Origin of the sequence: Lentzea sp. HUAS12, from assembly GCF_024125735.1 — a bacterium.
GTDB classification, from domain to species: domain Bacteria; phylum Actinomycetota; class Actinomycetes; order Mycobacteriales; family Pseudonocardiaceae; genus Lentzea; species Lentzea albida.
In genome coordinates this window covers 5,208,315-5,227,562 of sequence record NZ_CP099738.1, presented here as the reverse complement: position 1 = coordinate 5,227,562, position 19,248 = coordinate 5,208,315, and the positions used below count along the sequence as shown (strand labels likewise).

Annotated in this window: 19 protein-coding genes; 8 read left to right on the top strand and 11 right to left on the bottom strand. The window is 69.4% G+C overall.

Features of this window, described 5'->3' with window-relative positions; all coding sequences use genetic code 11:
• Positions 1 to 41 precede the first annotated feature (41 nt).
• Entirely contained in the window at positions 42 to 845 is an 804-nt protein-coding gene (locus ND450_RS23310; protein WP_253320850.1) for an SAM-dependent methyltransferase, read from the bottom strand.
• Between the two features lie 72 nt (positions 846 to 917).
• Entirely contained in the window at positions 918 to 1,952 is a 1,035-nt protein-coding gene (locus ND450_RS23305; RefSeq protein ID WP_253320849.1) for an MFS transporter, read from the bottom strand.
• Between the two features lie 57 nt (positions 1,953 to 2,009).
• Between ND450_RS23305 and ND450_RS23300 the strand changes: the two genes are divergently transcribed.
• Genes ND450_RS23300 through crcB form a run of 3 tightly spaced genes read left to right on the top strand, consistent with a single transcriptional unit; the run spans position 2,010 to position 3,095 of the window.
• Positions 2,010 to 2,453 carry a MarR family winged helix-turn-helix transcriptional regulator gene (locus ND450_RS23300; protein ID WP_089922385.1) on the top strand — a complete coding sequence of 148 codons (444 nt, stop codon included), beginning with the start codon at positions 2,010 to 2,012 and terminating at the stop codon, positions 2,451 to 2,453.
• The gene (locus tag ND450_RS23295) at positions 2,434 to 2,760 is read left to right on the top strand and encodes a CrcB family protein (RefSeq protein WP_253320848.1); all 327 of its coding nucleotides are present in this window, start codon (positions 2,434 to 2,436) and stop codon (positions 2,758 to 2,760) included. The genes ND450_RS23300 and ND450_RS23295 overlap by 20 nt, the downstream gene beginning before the upstream one ends.
• Positions 2,757 to 3,095, top strand: a complete 339-nt coding sequence (gene crcB / locus ND450_RS23290; protein ID WP_253320847.1) for a fluoride efflux transporter CrcB — start codon at positions 2,757 to 2,759, stop codon at positions 3,093 to 3,095. Before ND450_RS23295 ends, crcB begins: the two co-directional genes overlap by 4 nt.
• On the opposite strand, the gene ND450_RS23285 is transcribed toward crcB, so the two are convergent.
• From ND450_RS23285 to ND450_RS23275, 3 genes are all read right to left on the bottom strand, one after another.
• Entirely contained in the window at positions 3,070 to 5,571 is a 2,502-nt protein-coding gene (locus ND450_RS23285; protein ID WP_253320846.1) for an NACHT domain-containing NTPase, read from the bottom strand. The two genes, crcB and ND450_RS23285, sit on opposite strands and share 26 nt — an antisense overlap.
• A 16-nt stretch (positions 5,572 to 5,587) precedes the next feature.
• Entirely contained in the window at positions 5,588 to 7,819 is a 2,232-nt protein-coding gene (locus ND450_RS23280; RefSeq protein WP_253327978.1) for a UvrD-helicase domain-containing protein, read from the bottom strand.
• Between the two features lie 124 nt (positions 7,820 to 7,943).
• On the bottom strand, positions 7,944 to 8,372 hold the full coding sequence (locus tag ND450_RS23275) for a MarR family winged helix-turn-helix transcriptional regulator (protein ID WP_089922389.1): 429 nt from the start codon (positions 8,370 to 8,372) through the stop codon (positions 7,944 to 7,946).
• Positions 8,373 to 8,509: 137 nt separating this feature from the next.
• Between ND450_RS23275 and ND450_RS23270 the strand changes: the two genes are divergently transcribed.
• From ND450_RS23270 to ND450_RS23260, 3 genes are all read left to right on the top strand, one after another.
• Complete coding sequence (locus tag ND450_RS23270) at positions 8,510 to 9,112, top strand: hypothetical protein (protein ID WP_253320845.1); 603 nt, start codon at positions 8,510 to 8,512, stop codon at positions 9,110 to 9,112.
• Between the two features lies 1 nt (position 9,113).
• On the top strand, positions 9,114 to 9,332 hold the full coding sequence (locus ND450_RS23265; RefSeq protein WP_089922391.1) for a DUF6343 family protein: 219 nt from the start codon (positions 9,114 to 9,116) through the stop codon (positions 9,330 to 9,332).
• A 95-nt stretch (positions 9,333 to 9,427) separates the two neighbouring features.
• Positions 9,428 to 10,039, top strand: a complete 612-nt coding sequence (locus ND450_RS23260; protein WP_253320844.1) for a TetR/AcrR family transcriptional regulator — start codon at positions 9,428 to 9,430, stop codon at positions 10,037 to 10,039.
• Here ND450_RS23260 and ND450_RS23255 read toward each other — a convergent pair.
• The 4 genes from ND450_RS23255 to ND450_RS23240 form a co-directional block, all read right to left on the bottom strand.
• The gene (locus tag ND450_RS23255) at positions 10,027 to 11,379 is read right to left on the bottom strand and encodes an NAD(P)/FAD-dependent oxidoreductase (RefSeq protein WP_253320843.1); all 1,353 of its coding nucleotides are present in this window, start codon (positions 11,377 to 11,379) and stop codon (positions 10,027 to 10,029) included. The genes ND450_RS23260 and ND450_RS23255 overlap by 13 nt on opposite strands.
• Before the next feature lie 219 nt (positions 11,380 to 11,598).
• Positions 11,599 to 12,015: a hypothetical protein gene (locus ND450_RS23250; RefSeq protein ID WP_253320842.1), complete on the bottom strand. Its 417-nt coding sequence runs from the start codon at positions 12,013 to 12,015 to the stop codon at positions 11,599 to 11,601.
• A 16-nt stretch (positions 12,016 to 12,031) separates the two neighbouring features.
• Entirely contained in the window at positions 12,032 to 12,391 is a 360-nt protein-coding gene (locus ND450_RS23245; RefSeq protein WP_089922395.1) for a VOC family protein, read from the bottom strand.
• 12 nt (positions 12,392 to 12,403) lie between these two features.
• A complete protein-coding gene (locus ND450_RS23240; protein WP_253320841.1) occupies positions 12,404 to 13,633 on the bottom strand; it encodes a hypothetical protein in 1,230 nt (409 codons plus the stop codon).
• 143 nt (positions 13,634 to 13,776) lie between these two features.
• On the opposite strand from ND450_RS23240, the gene ND450_RS23235 reads away from it, so the two are divergent.
• Both ND450_RS23235 and ND450_RS23230 read left to right on the top strand, forming a co-directional pair.
• Positions 13,777 to 15,117: a S8 family serine peptidase gene (locus ND450_RS23235; protein WP_253320840.1), complete on the top strand. Its 1,341-nt coding sequence runs from the start codon at positions 13,777 to 13,779 to the stop codon at positions 15,115 to 15,117.
• Between the two features lie 201 nt (positions 15,118 to 15,318).
• On the top strand, positions 15,319 to 15,822 hold the full coding sequence (locus ND450_RS23230; protein ID WP_089922398.1) for a DUF3145 domain-containing protein: 504 nt from the start codon (positions 15,319 to 15,321) through the stop codon (positions 15,820 to 15,822).
• 17 nt (positions 15,823 to 15,839) lie between these two features.
• Here ND450_RS23230 and ND450_RS23225 read toward each other — a convergent pair whose 3' ends face one another.
• Together ND450_RS23225 and ND450_RS23220 are read right to left on the bottom strand one after the other, a co-directional pair.
• Positions 15,840 to 17,558, bottom strand: coding sequence for an ABC transporter ATP-binding protein (locus tag ND450_RS23225; RefSeq protein ID WP_253320839.1), 1,719 nt, complete (start codon positions 17,556 to 17,558; stop codon positions 15,840 to 15,842).
• Positions 17,558 to 19,174, bottom strand: a complete 1,617-nt coding sequence (locus tag ND450_RS23220; RefSeq protein WP_253320838.1) for an ABC transporter ATP-binding protein — start codon at positions 19,172 to 19,174, stop codon at positions 17,558 to 17,560. The genes ND450_RS23225 and ND450_RS23220 overlap by 1 nt, the downstream gene beginning before the upstream one ends.
• Positions 19,175 to 19,248 lie beyond the last annotated feature (74 nt).

Below are 19,248 nucleotides of genomic sequence, written 5' to 3'. Positions count from 1 at the left end.
GCGTACGGATCTCGCGCCGCACGGCCAACAACGACAGGCGGCTACACCTTGCGGCCGACCGCCGCGTAGATGCCCGCCTTGTCCGGATCATCCGTGTTCGTGCTCTCGGGTCGCCACAGCGGCGTCGGCACGATGCCGGGCTCCTCCAGTTCGAACCCGTCGAAGAGCGCCTCGATCTCGGCCTTCGTGCGCGGGTACATCGGGTTCTGGCTCTTCTTCATGACCTCGACGATCCCGGCCATCTCCTCGGGCTGCAGGTCCTGGGTGAACTGCGAGACCGCGAGGTAGCTGCCCACGGGCACGGCGTCGCGGTACGCCGCCACGATCGCGTTCGGGTCGGCCTGCGGCGGCACGAAGTGGAAGACGCCGGCCGTCAGCACGCCGACCGGTTCCGCGAAGTCGACCAGGCCGCTGTAGCGGGCCGCCGCCAGCACCTCGGCGGGCTTCGTCATGTCCTCCTGGATGATCGTCGCGCGCGGGTCCTGCTCCAGGATGAGCTGGCTGTGCGCGACCGCCACCTCCTCGAAGTCCACGTAGACGACGCGGGCCTCCGGGTCGGCCTTCTGCGCGATCTCGTGCACGTTGCCGACGGTCGGGATGCCGGACCCGAGGTCGAGGAACTGGCGGATGCCGCGCTCGATCATGAACAGCACGGCCCTGCGCAGGAACGCCCTGTTCAGCCGTGCGATCGCGCGGGCGTTCGGCTGGGCCTGCAGGAACTTCTCCGCGAGCGCCCGGTCGGCCGCGAAGTTGTGCCCTCCCCCGAGCAGGTAGTCGTAGAGTCGCGCGGCACTCGGCCTGCCCGTGTCGACGCCTTCCGGAACCCAGCTCACCCGTTCAGACATGTGATCAGGCTACTGAGACGCCCCCGTGTGCGGCAGGCCCAGGGCCCATTCGGAGCAGTGGAACCGCTGCTGTCACTGGAAGGTGTGAACGAGGAGGGTGGCGACCGCGACTCCCAGTGCCGTGCCGAGCCCCCGCGCGACGTTGACCAGCCCGCTGCCGACCCCGGCCGACCCCTCCGGCAACGCGCCCATCACGCGCTTCGTGCACGAGGGCGCGATGATGCCGAGCCCGATGCCCGCGACGACGAGCTGGACCACCTGCGGCACGGGCATGATCAGCGCGACGGCGGTGATCAGCGCGCCGGTCCTCGCTCCCGGCCTGCTCAGCAACGTCGCCGCGACCGCGAACCCGAGCGGCAGCGCCGCGACCGTGAGTCCTATGTGTGCCAAGGGTTGTTTCATCGTGAACGGCAGCAACGTCATCGGCGCGAACAACGCGGCGTAGGTGAGCAGCACGCCCACGAGCCCCGGCACGACTTTCCAGGTCGGCTTCCCCCGGTCCCGGCCGGTCCTCGTGCGGGGCAGCAGGTAGTGGCCGGCGATCACGGCGACGACGCCGATCGGCACGTTGATCGCGAACACGGCCTGCCACCCGAAGTTCTCGGTGAGGTACCCGCCGAGCAACGGCCCGGCCGCGAGCCCGGCGGCCTGGGCCGCGGCCTGGACGCCGAGCGCCCTGCGCCGCCGCTCCGGCGCCACCGCCGTGATGACCAGCGCGACGCTGTTCGCCTGCAACATCGCCGCGCCCACGGCCTGAGCCATCCGGGCCGCGATGAGCGCGTCGAACCCCGGCGCGTAAACACACGCGACGGACGCCCCGGTGAACAACGCGAAGCCGTAGATGTAGACGATCTTGCGCCCCACCCGGTCCGCGATCCTGCCCATTGGGACGAGCAGCGCCACGAGCGTGATCAGGTAGCTGAGCGAGATCCACTCGGGATCGGCGTGGAAGTGCGCGCTCATCGCGGGGAACGCCAGTGTGACGATCGAGGCGTCGAGCTGCCCCATGAACGCCCCGAAGCAGACCGTCGCGATGACCAGCCACGGCGCGTACGCCCGACGTGCGATCCACGCCGGGCGAGGTGACTCCGTGACGAACCAGTTCATCGTAGGCAGATTATATCTGACCCAGAGCTATTAGTGGTCGTTCAGTAAGATTTCCGCATGTCAGACGAAGCCCGCACGCTCACCGACGTCGTCACCCGCCTGCGCCGGGCGCTGCGGACGAGCATCCGGGCCGACTGGCCGTGGGAATCCCTGCCGATGGCGCAGGTAGAGCTGCTGCAGACCCTCGCGGAGCGCCCGCCGATGAAGGTCGGCGACCTCGCCGCGGCACTGCGCCTGGCCCCCAACACGGTGTCCGGACTGGTGTCCCAACTGATCGACTCCGGGCTGGTGGTGCGAGGCGGAGACCCCAAGGACAGGCGGGTAGCGCGACTGTCCGTCTCACCCCGTGGACACGAACAGCTCCTCGTCTGGCAGCGCGAGCACGAGAAGCGGATCGGCGCGGCGCTGGCCAAGCTGGAGCTGTCCGAGCGCGAGGACGTGGTGCGCGCCCTGAAGGCCTTGGACCACTTGGTGGAACACCTTGCCGAGCCCTCAGCCTGATCCTGGGCTCCGCTTCGTCGCGCTGGTGTCGTTGGGCGGCGGGCTCGGCGGGGTGGCGCGGTACGGGCTGTCTCTCGTGGTGCCTGGAGCCTGGGGGCTGTTCCTGATCAACGTGGTGGGGTCGTTCCTGATCGGTGTGTTGATGGGGACCGTGCCCCGGCCGTTGGTGCGGGCGTTCTTCGGGGTCGGGGTGTTGGGCGGGTTCACGACGTTCTCGTCGTATGCCGCTTCTTGGTCTTGGGCGTTGGTGGCCACGCCTGTTTGTGCTGTGGTGGCGGCGATCCTGGGGTTGCGGGTGAGTCGGTGATCCTTCTTGCGGTGTTTCTCGGGGCTGCTCTGGGGGCTCCTTGTCGGTACCTGGTGGATCGGTTCGTGCAGTCGCGGCACTCCCTCGACTTTCCGTTCGGCACGTTGGTGGTGAACGTGGTCGGGTGTTTGGTGATCGGGTTTGTCGTTGGGACTTCTTGGATGCCGTTGCTCGGGGTCGGGTTTTGCGGTGGGCTCACGACTTACTCGACGTTCAGCTATGAGACGGTGAAGCTGTTGGAGGCGGAGAAGTACCGGTCGGCGTTGCTGAACGTCGTGGTCAGCGTGGTGCTCGGCGTCGGTGCGGCGGCTATTGGTCTTGCGCTAGCACGCTGATCTCGCCACGTTCCCACGCCAGGAGAAACGCACGCACCGGCTCGCCAATCTCGTCGACGTTGTGCCAGCCATCTGGAATCGATCTCTCGTCGAACGTCTCCAGATACGGCAGGCACAGCATCAAGTGGAGACTGTCGTGTTCGAAGTGCTCCCCGTATGCGTTCTCTGACGTCTCCAACCACGGCGTGGGCATCAAGGTCATGGTTGCCGCGATCGAGTCCGCCTCAGAAGTCGAGAAAGGAAAGCCCTCTTCGAGGAGGAGCAAGGTCGCTGCAGCAACGTATCTCGTATCGCCGACGTTGCACTCTGCATAGAGGGCTGCGACTCCCGCACGACGGATGATCTCTCTCAGAAGTTCTGGCTCGTTGACAGCCCACCGCGCCCAAGGTGAAGACTTTCGCAGCTCCCACAGCTCAGCGCGGACTGCATTCCAGCCTTCCGCCCGGTCGAAGAGAGTGTCGATCACGACGGTGGCGCCGATCTCACCTCGCACTACGAGCTTCTCGAGCTGATCGGACAGCGTCCGATCGATCAGCTGTTTGTTCAGGTGAGAGGAATTGAGCACGCAGTTCTGCAGTGGGACGTCCAAAACCGCTGTCTCGCCAGAAAAAGGACCAGTGCGCACGCTGACCGGGACGGAGACGAACTGGTCCAACGCCGCCGTGACGATCGACCGGACGACGCGGTCGCTGGGCGCCACGTGGTGCAATGCGCGGGCGGCGAACCCCAGTCCGCCATCAGCAAGCGCTTCGCTCAGCAGCTCGTCGGCACCTCCCTCAACATTGCGGTCGTAGAGCTGCAACACGATCTGCGCCACCACGTCCCACTGGTCGACGTGAGGCTTGAGCACCGCCCACAACGCCTCCGCCGTGCGGTGCGTGCGCACCAAGTACTCGGCGGCGAAGTACTCCAAGAACGTCCGGTGGGTGAACCCGAACTGAGGCTCCGACTCGGTAGCGCCGACATCGGCGAGGATCCAGGCCCGGCCGGTGCAGTGCGCGAGGAACTCCTCCGCCATCGCCACGGACTCGTCGTGGTCGTCGAGCTTCTTGTCCAGGTAGGCAGCGAGGGTGTTGATGACGCGTGTGCGGGTCTGCGGCTTGCCGGACTCCGCCGCGCTGAACATGTTCCACGCGAGGTGCTGCACCGCGCCCCGCAAGCGACCGTGGAACCGGAGGGGCAGGTCGATGCCGCGCTTCGAGTCCCACTGCTCGAACAGCATCAGCGCGCACCGCTCGTAGACCTGGGCGAGGTTGTGCGGCAGGTAGCGGTCACTGGAGTACATGGCGCACAACAACGTCAGCAGCAACGCGTTGCTGCGCAGCTCCGAGATCTGTGCGCTGTCCTCCATGAACGAGCTGATCAGCTGGTCCTGTTCGGCCGGGGAGGTGGCCTCGTCGAGCTTGAACCACCGCGACACGTAGGCGGCGACCTGGTCGTCGTCGAACTCCGCGATGTGGCTCGGCACGAACAAGTCAGTGCTCAGCGGCGCGTCCTCGTACCCGACCTTCCGCGCGGTCACCAGGATCGGCACCAACGGGTAGAGGTGTGCGAACCCCTCCACCAACGACACGACTCGTCGCCGCAACTCCGTCTGCACCAGCTCGTCGAGCCCGTCGAGGATGACGACCGCGCGCCCGGTGCGCAGCAGGTACTCGACGCCGTCGCGCGGAGGTTTGACGTTGTACGGCGCCTGGCACACCTTCTCCAGGTAATGCAGGAGGTCGCGCCCGCCCTCGTCGAACGAGGTGGCGAACTCCCGCAGCACCAACAGGAACGGGACCTGGCCGTCGGCGGCGACGTCGTGGGCGAGCTTCGCGGCCAGCGTCGACTTGCCGGCGCCGGGGTCGCCCTGCACCAGCACGCGCTCGCCCGGCGCACCGATGCGGAACTCCGACTTCGAGATCAGCGCCGGCTCGACGTAGAGCTGGTCGTAGCGGACGGAGCGGCTGACGCCGACGTGCGGCATGCGGATGCGGCTGTGCAGGGCGATGACCTGGTCGCGCATGCGTGCCGCGAAGGTGTGGATGCGGGCGGACGACTTGAGGCGCTTCAGGAGGACGCTGTTGTTCGTGGCCGCGGTGTAGAGGTCGCCGCGGTCGATCCTGCCGCTGGTGCGGCCGAAGTGCGCGTCGACATCGTCGCAGGCGGCGACCATCACGTCGTGCACGATGTCGGTGACGCGCGAGAGGGGATGGTCGGACATGCCGGCCAGCCGGAGGCCTTCGCGCAGCTGGTCCTTCGCGGCCTTGCCCGCCATGTTGCCGATGCGCTTCTGCGCCACGACGGTCGCGAAGTCGGGGGAGTCGAGGTAGGCCTGCAGGGCCTCGGCGTCGGAGCGGACGAGGTCGGTGAACAGGTCGGCCGTCGCGGCGCTGGTGACCGCGGGCCGGGGGAGTTCCTCGGTGAGGCGGTCGGAGAGCTTGTCGCTCACGTCCACGACGACCCGGATGACCATCGACTCGATGCCGGCCATCCGGGTCTCCGATCGCTTACGAAACGTCCTTCAGCCGGGATAGCACATCCGGCAGCGTCCCGGTGTGCACGACGCCAAGCCGTTGCGTGGCACGGGTCAGCGCCACGTACAGGTCCGACGCTCCCCGAGGCGACTCCGACAGGATGCCGGACGGATCCACCACGACCACCGAGTCGAACTCCAGGCCCTTGGCGTCCGTCACGCCGAGCACGACGACCTGCGCCTCCTCCAGTTCGTTGCCCACGGACGAGCTCGGCACCGCGGAGGCGATCGCCGCACCGACGGACGGCAGCAGCGCGGTCGGCACGATCACAGCGATCTTGCCGTCACCGACGGCGGTGACCTCGCGCGCGATCAGGTCGGGCACCTCGGCGGCGAACGACGACACCGGAGAAACCCAAGGCGGCACACCGGTCTGACGCACGGACGTCGGCGGCACCAGCTCAGGATCGACGGAGGTGAGGACGTCCGCCGCCACCTCCATGATCTCGGCCGGGGTGCGGTAGTTGACGGAAAGTTCCGTGAGGCGCCAACGGTTCTGCACGTAAGGCGACAGGACAGCGCCCCATGAGGTGGCGCCGCCGATGTCGCCGGTTTGGGCGATGTCGCCCACGACCGTCATGGACTTGCTGGGGCAGCGGCGCATCAGGGTGCGCCAGGCCATCGCCGAGAGTTCCTGGGCCTCGTCGACGATCACGTGGCCGAAGGTCCAGGTGCGGTCGGCCGCTGCTCGTTCGGCGGCGGTCTCGTAGCGGTCCACGCCGTGGCGCTGGGCCAGGCTGTAGGCGTCCATCAGGTCCGAGGCCATCAGGAGGTCCGGGTCCGCGTCGTCCTCCAGGTCGAGGATGTCGAGGACGCCCTGCGCGTACTCGATGGCCTGGCGGCGCTGGCGTTCGGCGCGGGCCTTGGCCTCCGTGTCGTCCTCGCCGAGCAGTTCGGCGGCCTCGTCGAGCAGCGGGACGTCGGCCGGGGTCCAGTCGTCGGTGGAGCGCTGCAGGAGGTCGCGTTCCTCGCGGGTGAACTTCGCCATCGCGCGGTTGCGGCGCTTCGGGTTGCGGTAGAGCTCCGAGAGCAGCGAGAACGGGGTGAGGACCGGCCACAGCGACGAGATCGCGGCCTGGACCTCCTCGGACTCGCGCAGCTCGCGGCGGATGTCGTCCACGTCCGCCTTGTCGAGGAGGTGGTTGCCCAGCCTCGACGCCACCATGCCCGAGAGGGTCGAGATGATCTCGCGCGCGAACGTGCGGCGGGCCTCGTTGTGCGGGCGGCGGGTGCGGCGCGCCCTGCCGCGCGCGTCGGAGATCGCGCGGCGGTCCAGGCGCAGCACGTCGTTGTCGAAGCGGACCTCGACGAACGGCGGCGCCTCCTGGCGGTCGCGCACGGCCGCGGCGATCACGTCGGCCATCTGGATGCGGCCCTTCACCGCCGCCGCCTCGGACGACTCGCGCCCCACGGCGGTCAGTCCCGGGTACAGCTCGCCGACGGTGGAGAGCAGGACGCCCGTCTCACCCAGCGACGGGAGGACCTGGCTGATGTAGCGCAGGAACGTCGTGTTCGGGCCGACGACGAGGACACCGCGTTTCGCCAGCTGTCGACGGTGTGTGTACAGCAGGTATGCCGCACGGTGCAGCGCCACGGCCGTCTTGCCGGTGCCCGGCCCGCCCTGCACGACGACGACGCCGTTGAGCTCGGACCGGATGATCCTGTCCTGCTCGGCCTGGATCGTCGCGACGATGTCGCTCATCTGGCCGGTGCGCGACTCGTTCAGCGCGGCCAGCAGCGTCGCCTCGCCGGTCAGCGACTCGCTGCGCGTCACGTCGGCCGAGTTGATGTCGAGCACCTCGTCGTCGAGGCCGATCACCTTGCGCGAGCGGGTGCGCAGGTGCCTGCGCCGGCGCACGCCGTCGGGGGAGGCGGCGGTCGCGAGGTAGAACGGCCTGGCGGCGGGCGCGCGCCAGTCCATCAGCAGCGGCTCGTATTCCTTGTCCTCGTCGAACAGACCGATTCGGCCGATGTAGAAGCGGTCTTCGTTGTGGAAATCGAGCCGGCCGAACGCGAGTCCGTTCTCGACAGCGCTGTACTGGGCCAATTGATCTGTGTACATCGCGACGGACGTGTCGCGCTCGGACCGCATCTGGTGCGTGCCGCCGGTTTGTCGCAACGATTGTGCGAGTCGTTTCGACGTCTGTTCACGGAGGTCGTCGAGCCGGCCGTACAACATGGCCACGTATTCCTGCTCCGGCTCCATTTCGGCGAGCCGGAGGTCATCGGAGGGGCTTGACAACTTGCCTCATTTCTCGATACAATGCGACTTCAGAATTAATTCTGTGTCGCACCGTCCTGCCTGCGCCGGGTCGCTTAGCGCAGACTGTCTAATCTACACGCATATCAGCGTGGTGCAGGTACGCCTTCCGCAGCAGTGTGGCCAAAGTATCGCGCTCGTGCGGCGTCAACGGCGCCAGCAGCTCCTCCTCGTGCGCCCGAGCCGCCTCCAGCCGTTGCTCCAGCGCCTGCCTGCCCTCACCGGTGATCGACACGGTGAACCGCCGCCGGTCCCTCTCGTCCCGCCTGCGCTGGGCGAACCCGAACCCCTCCAGGTCGTCGAGCACCGACACGAGGTCGCTCGGGTCCATCCGCACCCGGTCGCTGATCCGCTTCTGCGCCACCGCCTCCTGCTCGGAGAGGTACGCGAGCACCGTCAGGTGGGGCCCGCGCAGTCCCGCGCGCCCGATCCGGCGTGCTTCGCGCACCAGCCCGAGCATCAGGTAGCTGGGCAGACGCAGAAGCCGATCAATGCTCATGTCCTCAAGTCTAGGAACCGATCCGTAGCTCGATCGTGGATTGCGCTGCGTGATCAACGCTCCCGGCCGGGGGCCGACAGGGTGAGCGTTGGGGTGACGTTTCTCCGCAAACCACCAGGAAGCGGCAAGGTGGGGGTATGACGCGTGCGGAGATCGTCCGGCTCGCCCGCTGTGTGGTGCGCCGGCCCCGGTGGCAACTCGTCGTCGCGGTCCTGCTGTCCGCGTGGACACTCGGCTGGGTGCTCGGTCAGCTCGCGGACGACCCCCTCAGCCCGCTCGGTCTGCTGGCCTGGACCGGCATCCCCCTCGATTCGGCATCCCTATGGGCCAGGGAGCGCGCCGACGTCCTCGCGTGGCTCGCGACACTGGGTGGTCTGAGCTGGGCGGCCACCACCGAACAGGGTCAGTTGCCCGCTCTCGCCGGGTGGTTCGCGGTCCTCGTCGCGGGCGAGGCGGCCGGGTACGAGCACGCCGTGCAGCGGGCGATGCTCAGCATGGTCGTCTTCCTGCTCGTGCTGGCGGCCGTGTCGATCACCGGCCGGCGCGCGTTCGTCGTCGACCGCGTCGCCGTCATGCCCAAGGACGTCGTGCGGGCGGGCATCACCGCCGCCGTGCTGACCGCCGTGGTCCCGCTCATAGCCCCTGGCCTGGCCGTTGTCCGCCTGGTCCGCCCCTACGTGACGAAACCGCCGCGCCTGCTGCGGCGGGTTGAGGCCCCGTTGCTGCGGGAAACCGGATGAGGTGAGCGACTACCTGCCCCCTCCCGCGCCGCCGCGCAGCGCCCTGACCTTGCGGTTGTGGCTGGCGGGATTCGGCCTGGTCTTCAACTCGGTGGCCGGGTGGCTGGCGCTGCGAGCTGATCTCACCTGGCTCGGAATCCTGCTTTTGCTACTCGCCGTCGTCTGCCTCGTCGACTTCGGCTGGGTGGTTCACCGGAAACGCCGCGGCGATCCCGGCTGAAAACTGTCGGCAAACTGTGCTTGGGATCGAGCGCACTTGTGGATAAAGATGTCGGTGTGCATGAAGATCCGGCAAAAGGCAGGTTAGCCAGGGTGATGCGCCGGCAGCCCGTGCAACAGCGCGGCGCGGCGACGGTCTCCGCGATCCTCGACGCTTGTGCGAGCCTGTTGAACGAATACGACTACGACGACATCACGACGGCTCGCATCGTCGACGTGGCCGGAGTGCCCATTGGTTCTTTCTATCAGTACTTCCCGGACAAACGATCTGTCGTGCACGCTCTGGCACTTCGAGGTATGGAGAACTACCTCCGCGAAGTCGAGGAGCTGTTCACCGAGGACCTGATCGCGGACACGTGGCGCGAGGCCACCCGGCAGGTCGTCGCGATCTACACGCGCATGCTGGCGGACGTGCCCGGCTTCGGGCGCGTCCGGTTCAGCGACATGCTGGACAGCCACCGTCTGGACTCCAGCGTCGACCAGTACGAGTTGATGGCCGAACGGCTCGCCGAGATGTTCGTCGGCCGGTTCGGCGCCCACGGCGACGCCCCGGTCGTGCTGACGTTCCGGATCGCCGTGCAGACCGCGGACGCGCTGTTCAAGCTCGCCGAACGGGTCGACGAGGACGATCGCGCGCACGTGGTCGGCACGGCGGACGAGCTGCTCACCGGCATGCTCGGCTCCGTGCTGGAGCCTCAGAGGCCGTAGGACTCGAGCAGCCGCAGCCAGACCTCGCTGATCGTCGGGTACGAGGGCACCGCGTGCCACAACCGGTCGACGGTGACCTCGCCGACGATCGCGACGGTGGCCGAGTGCAGCAGCTCGGCCACGTCCTGGCCGACGAACGTGACACCGACCAGCGTCCGCGTCCGCTCGTCCACGACCATGCGGGTCTTGCCCTTGTAGCCGTCGGCGTGCAGCGACGACCCGGCGACCGCGATGTCGAGGTCGACGACCTTGACGTCGCGCCCGGCGGCCCGCGCCTGCTCGGCGGTGTGGCCGACGAACGCCACCTCGGGGTCGGTGAACACGACCTGCGGCACCGCCACGTGGTCGGCCCACGCCTGCCCCGCCGACCGCTCCTTCGGCTCGAACCCGCGGGAGCGCTCCAGGATCGCCGTGCCGACCGCGCGCCCCTGGTACTTGCCCTGGTGCGTCAGCAACGCGCGCCCGGTGACGTCGCCGGCCGCGTACAGCCACCGGCCGTCCACACCGGACACGAGCCCGGAGTCGTCGATGGTCAGCGGCTTGCCGTCCTTGGTGGCGGGCACCCGGCCCGTCGCGACGAGGATGTGCGAGCCCTGCACCGTCCGGCCGTCCTGCAACGTCAGCTCACCCGGCTTGATCGCCGCCGCACGCCCGTTGAGCAACACCTCGACGCCGTCCGCCTCCAGGCCCTCGACGACCAGCGGGCCGACGAAGTCCTCCATCTTCGGCAGCGGCCGGTCGCCGGACACGACGATCTTGACCTGCGACCCCAGCCGCGCCCACGCCTGCGCCATCTCGACGCCGACGACACCACCGCCGAGCACGACCAGCGAGTCCGGCACCTCGCGGGCCGACGTGGCGTCGCGCGAAGTCCACACGGGAGTGTCGTCGATGCCGTCCAGCGGCGGCATCTTCGGCACGCTGCCGGTGCACACCACGACGGCCTGGCGCGCGCGGTACACCGTCTCGCCGTCCGCCCCGCGCACGGTGACCTCGCGCTCGCCGGTGACCTCACCGTCGCCGCGCAGGACGTGGATGTTCTCGGACTCGGCCCACTTGACCTGACCGGTGTCGTCCCAGTTGGAGGTGAAGCCGGTGCGCCGCTCCAGCACCGCGGCCGGATCGAGCGACCCGCCGACCACGCCCTTGACCCGCTGGGCGGCGGCGAGCGCGTGCCCGGAGCGCAGCAACGCCTTGGAGGGCATGCAGGCCCAGTACGAGCACTCGCCGCCGACCAGTTCCTTCTCGATCATGGCGGTGGACAGGCCTCCCGCGGCCGTCCGCCAGGCCACGTTCTCACCTACGGGTCCACCACCGATGACGATGACGTCGAAGTCCATGGCCGCCACAGTAGGCCCTGCGCCGCGGGTCCGTGTCCGCGAAAGCCGGGGCGGAGGCGGTCCCTGGCGGCACGGGCGGCCGACCCGAATACAACACCGGTATGCAGGTCAGCCGCCCGCACCACCAGAAACCACCTCAGCCGCGACTTTCATCGAACGAGACCCGCGGCGCAGGGCCGGGCCTGGATCAAGAAAGCCACACGAGGCAGAGGGGGTGCCTCAGAGCCAGTCCGCCTCGATCCCGCGGGCGCGCAGCGCCTCCAGCGCCTCCTGGTTGCCCGTGTAGAGCAGCGTCATGGACTTCAGGTTGGGGAAGTGCCGCACGTCGGCGAACTCGTCGACGTCGAACAGGCCGTCCTCGCCGTCCCAGCCCGGCGCGATCTCGAGGTAGATCTCGTTGCCGCCGTCCATGTAGATCTCGGTGATCTTCCCGGCGAGCTCGGCGGGGACCTCGAGTGCCTCGAAGTAGGCCAGCGCCTCGGGTACCGCCCCGAAGCTCCCCTCGTCGTAGGTGAAGCCCTGCGCGGCGGCGTGTTCGCGCAGGTCGAACCTCGGCAGCAGGTTCTGGTTGTACATCAGCTCCTGGACGACGGCGAGCTTGAAGTTGGTGTCGGCGAACGGGATCGGCTGGCTCATGCCCGCATCGTATGGATCAGGAGAGCCACACGAGGCAGAACGTGTGTCCCACCGGGTCCGCGTAGACCCGGAACGTGTCGTCGTTGTCGCGCTGCAGCAGCTTGGCCCCGAGCGCCAGCACCTTCGGTTCGGCCTCTTCGATGTCCTCCACCAGCACGTCGAGGTGGAACTGCTGCGAGCCGCGCGGGTCGGGGAACGTGGGCGGCTCGTACTCGGGGGCGAGCTGGAACGCGACGCGCGTGCCGTTCGCGACGATCACCTCCCAGTCCTCGGTCCCGCCGGCCAGGCGTTCGGCCCCGAGCAGCTGCTCGTAGAACGAGGCGAGCTCGGAGGTGTTCGGGCAGTCGAGCACGACAGAGCGAAGTTGTCCGACCATGCCCTCAAGCCTCTACCGGCTGACGGGGAGCCGCAACGCCTGCTTGGCGATCGGGTCGAGCGACGGGTCGCCCGCACCGCCCTCCCACACCGCGAACGCCAGCGTGACGTGGCTTCCCTTGACGTTGTTGGCGAACGCCGCGTTCTCCAGCGGCTTGCCGTCGAGACCGTGCACACCGCCCGATCCCGGCAGCACGACGACCGAGTGCAACGCCTTCGCGCTCGGCGCGTCGTACACGTCCATGTCCGCCACCAGCACGGTCGCCTGCTTGCCCTGCACCGTCGTCTCGTAGGTGGCGCGCAGCAGCACGCCGCAGTCGTTCGCCGTCAGCCACGCCTTGACGTCACCGAACGCCTGCGTCTTGCAGTCCTGGTCCTTCTTCATCTCCTTCGGCACGAACGCCGTGCCGTCCACGACCACCGTCGTCGGCTGCGCGGACGACGGCGCGGGCGTCGCGTCGGCCGGCTTGTCGTCGCCGGGCAGCGCGGCCACCAGCCACACCACGAGCACCAGGGCGAGCAGTGCGCCCGCCGCGAGGTACGGCCAGGTCAGCTTGCCTGGCAAGCGTTTGCGCCCGATGGCCTGCCGCAGGTGGGCCTGGGGGATCAGCATCGTGGTCTCGGCCGCGAGGTCGGACACCTCGCTGAAGCCCTCGGACAGCAGCGTTCGCGACTCCGGTGGCGTGCCGGTCGTCTGCAGGATCGCGAGGAGCTTCATGGCGTGGTCGGCCGTGCACGGCACCGTCGACGTCGCGAGCTCGCGGGCCGCACTGAGCAAAGTGGACGGTTTGGGGTGCAGCACCCGCACGCCGCGGTTGAGGTCGTTCGTCGGCTGCACGACCTGGCTGACGAACGGGCCGACCGCCACGACCGTGCTGACCGGGAGCGGTTCCGCGCGCATCGCCTGGATCCGCTGCGCCACCGCCGTCGCCGCGGCCACGGCCTCGGTCGCGGGGTTGGGCGAGCCGTCCTGGGAGACGAGCGGCCAGCCGTCGATCGTCCACTGGCCGCCGAGCGGGGCCTCGAGCTTCACGCCGGGGTCGGGCAGGTCGACGCCGACGATCACGAGAACGCCCTTGGGCAGCACGACGATCGCGTCGAGCGGCACGGGGCAGTCGGGGGGCTGGACGCCGAGCAGCGCCACACCACCCAGGACTCCGGTGCCCGCACCCCACGCCGTGAGGGCGGCACGGACGTCCGCCCCAATGGCCGAGGGTTCAGCGCCCAGACGGATCAGCCGCACGAGTCCCCACCTTTCCGCACGGGGGGACACGGTAGCGCTCCGGGGTCGTCCCACCGCACTCGGTCGAGACATTGCGTGATGGCCGTCACCGTTATGTGGATCACTCGTTAGAAGGATTGCCTGCCAATGTTCACGGAGGGTCCATGTACAAACGCGCTGCATCGCTCGCCGTACTGCTGGTGGCCGTCGCTTCCCCTGTCGCGACGGCTGCACCGACCTCCACGGTCTACGTCCACGGCACCGACATCGCCGCCGCCGAACAGGCGGTCGAGGCGGCCGGCCTGCAGAAGCTCACGAGCTTCCGCAAGATCGGCGTGGTCGCCGCGAGGGGTGACGCCGCGCGGATCTCCTCCGCCAGGGCGAAATCCGGCGTCACGCGCGTCGAGATCCAGAAGCCGATCAAGTTCCTGGGATCGACCTCGCACACCGCGACCCGCGGCCTCGACGCCCGCAACAGCCTCGGGCTGACCGGCGAGGGCGTGTCCGTCGCCGTGATCGACTCCGGCGTCGACCCGACCCACCCGTCGTTCGGCGGTCGGATCGTCCGCAACCTGAAGAGCCTGTGCCTGGACGGCACGACGCAGACGAACTGCATCGTGCCGGTGCCGAACTTCCTGGACACCGACACGACGTCGTTGGGCGGTCACGGCACCCACGTCACCGGCATCGCGATCGGCGGTGACGTGCAGACCACCGGCGGCCCGGTGATCCGCGGTGCCGCTCCGGGCGCGAAGGGCGTCGTGATCTCGACCGGCGCGGCGATCCTCATCCTCGGCGCGGACGCCGCGCTGAACTGGGTGCTGGAGAACCACCGGGCCCCGTGCGGCGCCGGGGTGCCCGCGGCGACCTGCCCGCCGATCAAGGTGATCAACAACTCCTACGGCCCGTCCGGCGGGGGCGCGTTCGACCCCGAGTCGGTGACGGTCAAGCTGCAGCGCCAGCTCGTCGCGGAAGGTGTCGTCGTCGTGTGGGCGAACGGCAACGACGGTGGTGACGGGTCCGCGAACCTGTCCAACCCGCCCGGTGTCGACCCGACCCCCGGCGTGATCTCGGTCGCCTCCTACAACGACCAGGGCACCGGCACCCGCAACGGCGCCCTGTCCGACTTCTCCTCGCGCGGTCTCGCCGCGGACTCCGCGACGTGGCCGGACATCTCGGCGCCGGGGGAGAACATCACCTCGTCGTGCCGCCCCTACCTGCCGATCTGCGCCACCGGCCTGGACCCGCAGAACGGGCCGGGACTGCTCGACCTCGGCACGTTCAACACGATCAGCGGCACGTCGATGGCGGCGCCGCACATCGCCGGGATCGTCGCACAGCTGTTCCAGGCCAAGCCTTCCGCGACCCCCGCCGACATCGAGCGGGCGCTGAAGTCGACCGCCCACAAGTACGGCACGGGCTACCAGCCGGCCGGGCCGTACACCTCGTCGTTCGACAAGGGAACCGGCCTGGTCGACGTCGTGGCCGCGGTAAACGCGCTCTAGATCACGATCAGGCATCGCTCGGCCGGGGAGATCGGGACTTAAGACCTGTATCTGCCCCGGTCGGGTGATGATCGAGCTGGTTCTTATGGCGGACATGCCTCAAGTCGAGGCAGAATGCAGCGAACGGGTTTCGCGGTGATCACCTCACACTCGGCAAAGGCGTAGGGGAAGACGTCCCTCGTCGAGTAGCGGAGGTCAGCAGTGAGCACCCGTGGCAGCACCAGTGGCGTGGTTTACGTCCACTCGTCGCCGTCTGCGGTCTGTCCGCACGTCGAGTGGGCGATCTCGGGCACCCTCGGTGTCCGGGTAGACCTCAGGTGGGCAGCGCAACCCGCAGCACCAGGCCAGTTGCGCGCTGAATGCGCGTGGACCGGAGACGCCGGCACCGGCGCCAAGCTCGTTGCTGCGCTGCGCGCGTGGCCGATGCTCCGGTTCGAGGTGACCGAGGAACCTTCCTCCGGTCAGGACGGGGAGCGCTTCTGCTTCGCGCCCGTGCTGGGGCTCTGGCATGCCAGAACCTCGGCCAACGGTGACATCGTCGTGAACGAGGACCAGCTGCGTGCACTCGCGGTCCGGGCTCGTGGCGGTGAGTCCTTCGCGCACGGCGTCGACGAGCTGCTCGGCGCGGCGTGGGACGACGCCCTGGAACCGTTCCGCCGTGCGGGAGACGGCGCGCCGGTCACCTGGCTGCACCGCGTCGGCTAGTCCTGAGTGGACCCCGCTCACCGTTTGGGCAGCGGGGTTTCCACCCGGTGCGTGGGATCCCAGGCCAGCATGAGCCGCCCGTAGAGCGCGGACGTCCTGAGCAGGTGCTCGTGCGTGCCGAGCAACGGCCTGCCGCCGTCCATGACCAGCACGCGGTTCGCCCGCAGCGCCGAGCTCAGCCGGTGCGCGATCACCACGAGAACCCCTTGCCGTTCCGCGAAAGCCCGTTCGACCCTGGCTTCGGCGGCGGGGTCGAGGTGGGAGGTCGCCTCGTCGAGGACGACGACGCCCGCAGACGTCACGTAGACCCGTGCGAGCGCGAGAAGCTGTGCCTCACCAGCGGAAAGTCCTTCGCCGCCGTGGCCGAGTGTCCCGTCCAGGCCGCCGATCCTGTCCAGAAGTCGTTCGGCGCCAACCTTCTTCGCCGCGTCGACCAGTTCGTCGTCGGTCGCCCACGGCGCGAGTAGCGCGAGGTTCTCCCGCACGGTGCCGGTGAACAGGTACGTCTCCTGCGGGATCAGCGCGATCGCGTGGTGCCGGATCGCCGGCGTCACCCGGTGGACCGGCGCTCCGCCGAACAGCACGTGGCCGTGGTCCGGTGGCATCAGCCCGGTGAGCAGACCGGCCATTGTGGACTTGCCGATGCCGGACGGGCCGACGACCGCCAGGTGGTCGCCGGGACGCAGGTCGAGCGACAGGCCGCGCACCACCGGTTCCGCGTCCGGGCTCCAGCCGAACGTCACGTCCCGCAGGACGAACTCGCTGGTCGCCGGGCTCTCCGAGCCCGTCTGCACGTCCGTGCGCGGTGCCGCTTCCTGAAGTCGTTTGAGTGCGACCATCAGCCGCATCACGACCGTGCTGGTCGTGCTGGCCAGGCCGTGCAGCGCGGGGTTCACGCTGGTGGTGAGGTAGACGACCGCGGCCAGGACCGCACCCGTCGTGAGCTGCCCGGACGCGACCAGCGGGGGAGCGAACGCCACCAGCAGCGCGACGGGCGCGAAGCCGCCCAGCGCGATCACCGTGGCGCGCAACGAGTTGGCCCACGCGACGGTGACCGCGGCCCTGGCCTGCAGGTCGACCTGCGTCGCGATGTCCCGGTAGGCCTCGGAGGAAGCGTGGCAGGCGGCCACGTCGCGCAGTCCGCTCAGCACCGCGCCGGACGCCTCCGCCGTGCGTTCGTCGGCGATCACGGCGTCGCGTTGCCGTTGGGCGAGCGACGGGAGCATCAACCCGAAGAGCACCAGCGCGGCCACGATCGGGAGCACGACCAGCCAGATCAGCGCGGCGGCCGTCGTCGCGAGGCCGACCAGCGCGGCCACCGTCGTGACCAGGAGCGCACGGGCCTGCACCAGCACGCCCGCGGTGGCGTCGCGGACCACCTCGACGTGCCGGGTGATCATGGCGACCGCGCTGGCGTCCGGGGTGCGGCGGTGCGTCGGGTCGTTCAGCACGCCCCGCACGACCCGCGCGACCAGGGCGTCGCGCATCGGTTCGACGACGGAGCCGAGCCGGGCGAACACCTGCCGCTGGCCCAGCGCGCCGGCCACCGCGAGGGCAGCGAACACGAGCAGCCACAGCACGCCGGCCAGCGGATCTCCCGCCGCGAAGCCCTTGTCGACGGCGGTGCCGACGAGCCTGCCGCCGAAGAACGCGGGAACGCCCTCGAGCAGCGACCAGCCGAGCAGGACCAGCACGCCTCGGCGGTGTCCTGCCAGCGTGGAGAGGTAGAAGCGCATCACTCGCCCCCGGTGAACACGGCTCGGTAGTGCTCGTTGTGCCACAGGGCCCCGTGGCTGCCGGTGCCCCTGATCCGGCCGTTCTCCATCCACACCACGAAATCCGCCCTCGCGGCTGTGGCCGGGCGGTGCGTCACCACTATCCGCGTCCTGTCGGGCAGGGCCGTGGTGAGCGCCTTGTCCACTTCGGCCTCGGTCACGGTGTCCAGACTCGCGGTCGCGTCGTCGAGCACGAGCACGTCCGGATCGCGGACGATCGCGCGGGCGAGGCCTATCCGCTGCGCCTCACCGCCGGACAGAGGGGCGTCGGCGACTGGCGTCTCGTAGCCCTGGGGCAGCCGGATGAGCACGTTGTGCACCTGGGCGGCGACGGCGGCGTCCCTGACCTGGACCTCGTCGGCGTCCGTTCCGTAGCCGATCGAACGGCCGATCGTCGCGCCCAGCAACGCGGGACGTTCGAAGGCGTAGCCGACCGCGTCGTGGCCGCGCACCTCGCCGGAGTCCACAGCGGACAGTCCGCCGAGCACCGCCGCCAGCGTCGACTTGCCCGCGCCGGAACTGCCGACGACCGCGACGAACATGCCGGCCGGGATCATCAGGTTCACGTCGTGCAGCGCGCCTTCGACGCTGACGTTCCGCAGCTCGATGACGCCGTTGGACGCCTTCGCGACAGGCCGCTTCGGCACCGGGGTGTCGAGGACCTCGGCGATCCTGGTGGCGCTGGCGCGGGTCCGTTCGAGCACGGTCAGCTGGGTCATCTGACCGACGATCCCCATGCCCAGTGCCGCGTAGCCGAGGGCGGCGAGCACGTCACCGGTGCTCAGCCTGCCCTGCATCACGCCGAAACCGGCCGCGGTGAGCACCGCGACCTCGACGGCGGGCAGCAGCAGCCCGGCCCGCCACATCATCCTCGCCTGGGTGCGCCACATGCCGGCACCGGCCGCGGCGAGCCGGGGCAGCGGCTCCAGCACGCGGTCCGCCTCCCGGTCGGCGATGCCGGCGGACGCGATCGTGCGCAGACCGGACACGGAGTCGAGCAGTCGTGCCGAGACCTCACCGGAGACCTCCTGGTAGGTCAGCACGTCGTCGGCGGTCATGCGCATGTGCGTGCGGATCAGCAACCCCGCCAGCGGGACGCTCAGCACGAACACGGCCGCGAGCCGCCAGTCCAGCAACGCCAGCGCGACGACGGCGCCCGCCGAGGACACGGCGGTGACGACGAGGGTGATCATCGTGACGGCGATGCCGCCCGCGTTGCCGCAGTCGCCCGTCACCCGGCTCACCGCGTCACCGGCGGCGAACGGCGAGGGATGGCCGAGGGTGAGGAGTCGCCGGGACAGCTTGCGGCGCAGGAAGGCCGTCGCCCGGCTCGTGGTGCTCGCGGCGAGCACGACGCCGATGGCGTCACCGATGATCTCGACGGCCGCCAGCGCGAGCAGCCACACGATCGTGACCAGCACGAACGTTCCGCTCAGGGCCATGTCGACGGCGTCGGCGAGCGCTGCGGGGAGCAGCAGGCCGCCGGTCGTGGTGACCGCGGCGTTGAGCAGCAGCGCCCACGGGCGGTGGTCGCGGCGGATCACGGAGAACAGGAGGGCGTCACCTGGTTTGGCCATCGGCTGTTCCTCCGGGGGTGTTCAGGGCGCATCATGAGCGAGGGCCCGACAGCTGGCCGGCTGCCGGGCCCTGC